The 5,940-nt window shown below is 65.2% G+C and carries 5 protein-coding genes; 1 reads left to right on the forward strand and 4 read right to left on the reverse strand.

Annotation, left to right across the window (positions count from 1 at the left end; all coding sequences use genetic code 11):
* Nucleotides 1-269: 269 nt before the first annotated feature.
* From VF497_RS08515 to VF497_RS08530, 4 genes are read right to left on the reverse strand one after another with little or no spacing between them, the layout of a single operon-like run.
* Nucleotides 270-3,455, reverse strand: a complete 3,186-nt coding sequence (locus VF497_RS08515) for an efflux RND transporter permease subunit (RefSeq protein WP_330887653.1) — start codon at nt 3,453-3,455, stop codon at nt 270-272.
* The gene (locus VF497_RS08520; RefSeq protein ID WP_330887655.1) at nt 3,452-3,889 is read right to left on the reverse strand and encodes a DUF4260 domain-containing protein; all 438 of its coding nucleotides are present in this window, start codon (nt 3,887-3,889) and stop codon (nt 3,452-3,454) included. Before VF497_RS08520 ends, VF497_RS08515 begins: the two co-directional genes overlap by 4 nt.
* A 1-nt stretch (nt 3,890) precedes the next feature.
* On the reverse strand, nt 3,891-4,352 hold the full coding sequence (locus VF497_RS08525; RefSeq protein ID WP_330887657.1) for a DUF2214 family protein: 462 nt from the start codon (nt 4,350-4,352) through the stop codon (nt 3,891-3,893).
* A 12-nt stretch (nt 4,353-4,364) separates the two neighbouring features.
* Nucleotides 4,365-5,483: an efflux RND transporter periplasmic adaptor subunit gene (locus VF497_RS08530; RefSeq protein ID WP_330887658.1), complete on the reverse strand. Its 1,119-nt coding sequence runs from the start codon at nt 5,481-5,483 to the stop codon at nt 4,365-4,367.
* Between the two features lie 236 nt (nt 5,484-5,719).
* On the opposite strand from VF497_RS08530, the gene VF497_RS08535 reads away from it, so the two are divergent.
* The coding region (locus VF497_RS08535) for a helix-turn-helix domain-containing protein (protein ID WP_330887660.1) at nt 5,720-5,940 on the forward strand (221 nt) is incomplete at its 3' end.

The following is a 5,940-nucleotide window of genomic DNA, read 5'->3' on the forward strand; positions in this document are numbered from 1 at the left end:
CGACGTTGAGCGACATGGCGGGGTTTCCGGCGTTCACGAAAAGAATCAAAGGATAAAGTCTGGGGATTGCGCCGGCAATCGTACGATGCCGCAGTTCGCGGCGGCGTCCGAAGTGCCGGAAGTCATTCAAACCTTCGTGCATGTTCCCGCATCGTCGCTGACAGCAAGCCTACGTCGGTGATGCGAAACGATGTTACCGATCAGTAACGATGCCGATGTTAACGATCGGTAACGGTTGCGTCAATACGGTTGGGCACAGATCACGGAATTCAATGGCTGCCTGCGCTCGCCACTACTGCACCGGTGCCCGTGTCGCTGGCAGGATGCGCGACGGGCTCGCCGCGTCGCACGCGGAACCACGCTGCGTACAAGGCGGGCAGGAACAGCAGCGTGAGTGCGGTCGCGACGAGCAGGCCGCCCATGATCGCCACCGCCATCGGCCCGTAGAACGCCGAGCGCGACAGCGGGATCATCGCCAGGATCGCGGCGAGCGCGGTCAGCACGATCGGGCGGAAGCGACGCACGGTCGCATCCACTATGGCGGTCCAGCGCTCGTGTCCCGCGGCGATGTCCTGCTCGATCTGATCGACAAGGATGACCGAGTTGCGCATGATCATGCCCATCAGCGCGATCGTGCCGAGCATCGCGACGAAGCCGAACGGCACGTGGAAGACCAGCAGGAACAGGGTCACGCCGATCAGGCCGAGCGGCGCGGTCAGGAACACGAGCAGCACGCGCGAGAAACTTCGCAGCTGGATCATCAGCACGGTCAGCACGACGATCAGGAACAGCGGCATGCCGGCGTTGACGGAAGATTGGCCCTTGGCCGACTCCTCGACTGCACCGCCGACCTGGAGCAGGTATCCGGCCGGCATCGAGGCCTTGATCGCATCGAGTTGCGGCAATACCTGCGCGGTCACCGTTGGCGCCGTGGTGTCGCCGTAGATGTCGCCGCGTACGGTGACGGTGGGCAGGCGGTTGCGCCGCCAGATGATGCCTTCCTCGAAGCCGTAGGACACGTTCGCGATCTGCTTGAGCGGAACGGCCTTGCCCGACGGCGTCGGCACGGCAAGGCTTTCGAGCAGCGAAAGGCGTGCGCGTTCGTCGGTCGGGCCGCGCAGGTCGACCTCGATGAGCTGGTCACGCTCGCGATAGTAGGTGATCGGCACGCCCGACAGCGAACTTTGCAGGAAGTTGGCGAGGTCCTGCGAGGACACGCCGAGCACGCGCGCGCGCTCCTGGTCGATGTCGAGTTTGACGACTTTGGACGGCTCTTCCCAGTCGAGATTGACGTTGCGCAGGGTCGGATTCTTGCGCATCACGTCGGCGACTTTGCGCGCGAGCCCGCGCACCGTGGCGATGTCGGCGCCGGAAACGCGGAACTGCACCGGATAGCCGACCGGCGGCCCGTTCTCGAGGCGCACGACGCGCGCGCGCAGCTCGCTGAAGTCCTTGTCGAACAGTTCGATCAGGTCGGCGCGGATCTTTTCGCGGTCAGCGAGCGAGCGCGTCAGCAGCACGAACTCGGCGAAGCTGGCCTGCGGCAGCTGTTGGTCGAGCGGCAGATAGAAACGCGGTGCGCCGCTGCCGACGAAACTGACGTAGTTTTCGAGTTCGGGTCGCTTGGCCAGCCAGGCTTCGAGTTTCTTCACCTGCGCTTCGGTCGCGTTGAGCGAGGCGCCTTCGGTAAGTTTCAAATCGACCATCAGCTCGGGTCGCGTCGAGTCGGGGAAGAACTGTTGCTGGACGAGGCCGAAACCGGCGATCGACAACACGAACGCACCGACCGTCGCGCCGATCACGAGCCAGCGGCGGCGCACGCACCAGTCGACGAGGGCGCGGAAGGTCTTGTAGAACGGCGTCGCGTACGGATCATGGTCGGCATGCGGCGGATGTTCGCCGGTGACAATGCGGCGCAGGCGCGGCGGCAGCTTGTTCAGCCACGAATTCGCCGGCGGCGGCGCCTGGTCGCGTTCGGGCAGCAGTTTGTAGCCGAGATACGGGATCAGCATCACCGCTGCGACCCATGAAATCAGCAGCGCGATCGTCACGACTTCGAAGATCGAGCGCGTGTATTCGCCTGTGCCCGACTTCGCCGTCGCGATCGGCAGAAATCCCGCGGCGGTGACCAGCGTGCCGGTCAGCATCGGGAACGCGGTTGAGGTGTAGGCGAACGCGGCCGCGCGGATGCGGTCGTAGCCCTGCTCGATCTTGATCGCCATCATCTCGACCGCGATGATCGCGTCGTCGACAAGCAGGCCGAGCGCGAGCACGAGCGCGCCGAGCGAGATCTTGTGCAGGTCGATGCCGAAGTACTTCATTGCCGCGAACGTCATCGCGAGCACGAGCGGGATCGACAGCGCGACGACGAGGCCGGTGCGCAGGCCGAGCGAGAAGAAGCTCACGAGCAGCACGATCAAGACCGCGATGGCCAGCGTATCGACGAACTCGCTGACCGAGCGCGCGACCGCGCGCGGCTGGTCGGTGACGCGTTCGAGCTCGAGGCCGACCGGCAGCGTCTGCTGCAGGCGCGCGATCGTGTCATCGAGATTCTTGCCGAGATGGATGATGTCGCCGCCGGCGCGCATCGACACAGCGAGGCCGAGCGCATTCCTGCCCATGAAGCGCATGCGCGGATTCGCCGGATCGGCATAGCCGCGCGTGACGTTGGCGATGTCGCCGAGGCGGAACAGGTTGCCGTTCGCGCGGATCGAGATGTTGCGGATCTGGTCGACCGAATCGAATGCACCTGTGGGACGCAAATAGATACGATCGCTGCCGGTTTCGAAGCTGCCGGCCGGCGTGATCGCATTCTGCGCGGCGAGCGTCTGCTGCAACTGGTCGAACGTGACGCCGAGTGTGGCGAGCTTGGCGTTGGACAATTCGATCGTGACTTTCTCGTCCTGCAGGCCGACGAACTGCACCTTGGCCACATCGGGCACGCGCAGGATTTCGAGCTTGAGGCGCTCGCCGTAGTCGCGCAGCTGCGCGTCGGAATAGCCTTCGCCACTCAACGCGTAGATGTTGCCGAAGGTGTCGCCGAATTCGTCGTTGAAGAACGGACCGAGCACGCCCTGCGGCAGCGTGTAGCGGATGTCGCCGATCTTCTTGCGCACCTGGTAGAAGAAGTCGGGCACGTCGCTCGCCGGCAGCGAGTCCTTGATCACGACGAAGACCATCGACTCGCCCGGGCGCGAATAGCTGCGCAGGTAGTCGACTTGCGGCAGTTCCTGCAGCTTCTTCTCGATCTTCTCGGTGATCTGCTCGGTGACTTCGGCCGCGGTCGCGCCCGGCCACTGCGTCTGCACGACCATGACCTTGAACGTGAACGGCGGATCCTCGGACTGACCCAGGCCCATGTACGACCACACGCCGAGCGCGGCGAGCAGGACGATGAAGTAGCGCAGCAGCGGCTGGTTGCGCAGCGACCATTCGGAAAGATTGAAGCGGTTCATGTGGCGGCGTCCGTGGTGGGCGACGAAGTGGTTCTGGCGCGGCGGCCGATGCGGCCGAGATGGGTGTGGCCGAAGCCGGCCGCGTACTTGAGCCCGTAGCCGAGCGCGCGATCGAAGCCGATGTGCGCACACCAGATCAGGCCGGCGGCGAACAGCAGCGGCGCGGCGAAGTAGGCGCTCGCGACGAGAACGGCGACCGCGCCGAGATAGGAATGCGCCGCGTTGTAGGCGATCGCGCCGACGCGATCACCGGCGAGATAGCCGAGGAAGGACAGGTCGGGGGCGAGGAAGCACAGCGCGAACATGCCCCAGCCGTATTCGGTCTGGTGGTACAAGGCGAGCGCAATCAGGAAAGCGGCGAGGCCTTCGAGGCGCAGCAACAGGCGCACGCCGCCCGAAGCTCCCGCGGCCGGGGTTGCGGAATCGTGGTTCATTTCATCCTCCGAAGAAGCCGATGCCCTTGGCCATCAGCGCGGCACACAGGATCACGAGCGCGAGCAGGGCGAGTTCGAGATGCACGATGCGACGCAGGCTGCGCTGCGCGTCCGCGGCGAGCACGGGCACGCGGTTGTTGGCCAGCGTCTTGCGCCAGGAGAGAAACGTCACTGTCGGCCGGATCGAGAGCAGGCCGATCGCGGCGAACAGGATCATCTTGGCGATGAACGGAGCGCTGTGCAGATAGTAGGCACTGCCTTTCTCGAACCAGATCACGCGCGCGATGCCGCCGCCGACGAGCGTCATTGCGGCGATGCCGTAGACCGCATCGACATTGATCAGGCGGCGTGCCTTCTCGACGCTCAGTTCGCCGCGCAGCGTGACGAGTTCGATCGCGAGCGCAGTCGCTATCGCGAACGCGGCGAGATGATGGACGAAGGCGACGAGAGCCGAGGCCAGCATGACGCGGGTTCCTTAGAGCGAGAGCGGGCGATTGAGCGCGTCGACCGGCGCGATCGCCTCGCCTTCGCGCAGCTTGTGCACGCCGGCGGTGACGATCCAGTCCTGCGTGCCGGTGCCGCCGGACAAGGTCACGCCCTGCTCGCGATAGGCGGCGACGCTGACCGGGGCGAGCTTCACCTGGCGCGTCTTCGCATCGACGATCCACACGGCCGGCTTGCCGCCGAGTTCGTGCAGAGCCGACAGCGGAATCACGATCTGCCCGGCATTGGCACCGTCGGCAAAGTAGACGCGCGCGGTCTGGCCGAGGCGCGGCGCGGCGCCGGCGTCGTCGAAGCTGACGCGCACGCGGTAGGTGCGCGTGGTGCGGTCGGCTTCTGCACCGATTTCGCGCAGGTGGCCGCCGAGTTGCTTGCCGGCATCGGCCCACGATTCGATCGCGAACGGTGCGCCGACCTTGTACGCGCCGATCCGGTTCTCGGGCACGGCGATTTCCACTTCGACGGCGCCATCCCAGGCGAGCGTGGCAACGCTCTGGCCCGCGGCGACGACCTGGCCGGCCTCGGCGTTGAGCGCGGTGATCACGCCGGCATGGTCGGCGCGCAGGCTCGTGTATTCGGTCTGGTTCGCGGCGACCGCGAGCGCGGCCTGCGCCTGCTGCACCTGCGCCTGCGCGGCCTTGAGCGCGTTGGCCTGCGCATCGACCTGGGTCTGGCTGACGTAGTTCTTGTCGAGCAGCTTGTGATAGCGGTCGTAGTCGGCCTGGGCGAGATCACGGTTCGCCTTCGCGGCAGCCAGATTCGCGCTCGCGCTGCCGGCCTGCAATTGCAGATCGGCTGGATCGAGCTCGGCGATCACCTGTCCCGCTTCGACATGGTTGCCGACGTCGACCTTGCGTGCGCGGATCTTGCCGTTGACACGAAAGCCGAGCTGGCTTTCATAGCGCGCGCGCACCTCGCCTGAATACACCTCGGCGCTGATCGCGTCGGCGGCCTGCGGATGGGCGACGATCGCGCTGCGCGGCGGTGCGGGTGCGGCGGCGTGGCTGCCGCAGCCGGCGAGGGCGAATGTGCCGAGCAGCAGTGTGGTCGCGGTCGCGATGCGGATCGGGGAAGCGATGAACGTGTCGAACATGGCCTGGTGCCTCTGGGCGGAATATGCACATCGTTGCTGACGGGTTGCGCGAACCGGCGAATCGCGCAAAAGTACGTGTCGCAGCAGGAATTTTTTGCAGGGAAAAGGCGGTTTTTCTGCCCCACGAACGCCGGATTGTGCTATCTTACAATTACTAAACTGAACTGTCCAGTATATTTTGATGCCCGGTGCATCCGCTTGCTGGACCCATTGCGAGTCCCGAAGATGTCGATGTCATGTCAACCTTAGCTACAACCAAATCCGCCGGCCCCGGCCGCCCGAAGGACATGGAAAAGCGCGCCGCGATCCTCGATGCGGCCAAGCAACTGTTCGTCAAGCAGGGTTTCGAGGGCACCAGCATGGACGCGATCGCCAACAAGGCCGGCGTGTCCAAGCTCACCGTCTACAGCCACTATCGCGACAAGGAAACGCTGTTCGCCGAGGCCGTGCGCAGCAA

This window comes from Rudaea sp. (genome assembly GCF_036383415.1).
GTDB lineage: Bacteria > Pseudomonadota > Gammaproteobacteria > Xanthomonadales > Rhodanobacteraceae > Rudaea.

Excerpts from the sequence above, each read along its gene's own strand:
- VF497_RS08515 (WP_330887653.1), bottom strand. The coding sequence starts at position 3,455 with ATGAACCGCTTCAATCTTTCCGAATGGTCGCTGCGCAACCAGCCGCTG.
- VF497_RS08520 (WP_330887655.1), bottom strand. The coding sequence starts at position 3,889 with ATGAACCACGATTCCGCAACCCCGGCCGCGGGAGCTTCGGGCGGCGTG.
- VF497_RS08525 (WP_330887657.1), bottom strand. The coding sequence starts at position 4,352 with ATGCTGGCCTCGGCTCTCGTCGCCTTCGTCCATCATCTCGCCGCGTTC.
- VF497_RS08530 (WP_330887658.1), bottom strand. The coding sequence starts at position 5,483 with ATGTTCGACACGTTCATCGCTTCCCCGATCCGCATCGCGACCGCGACC.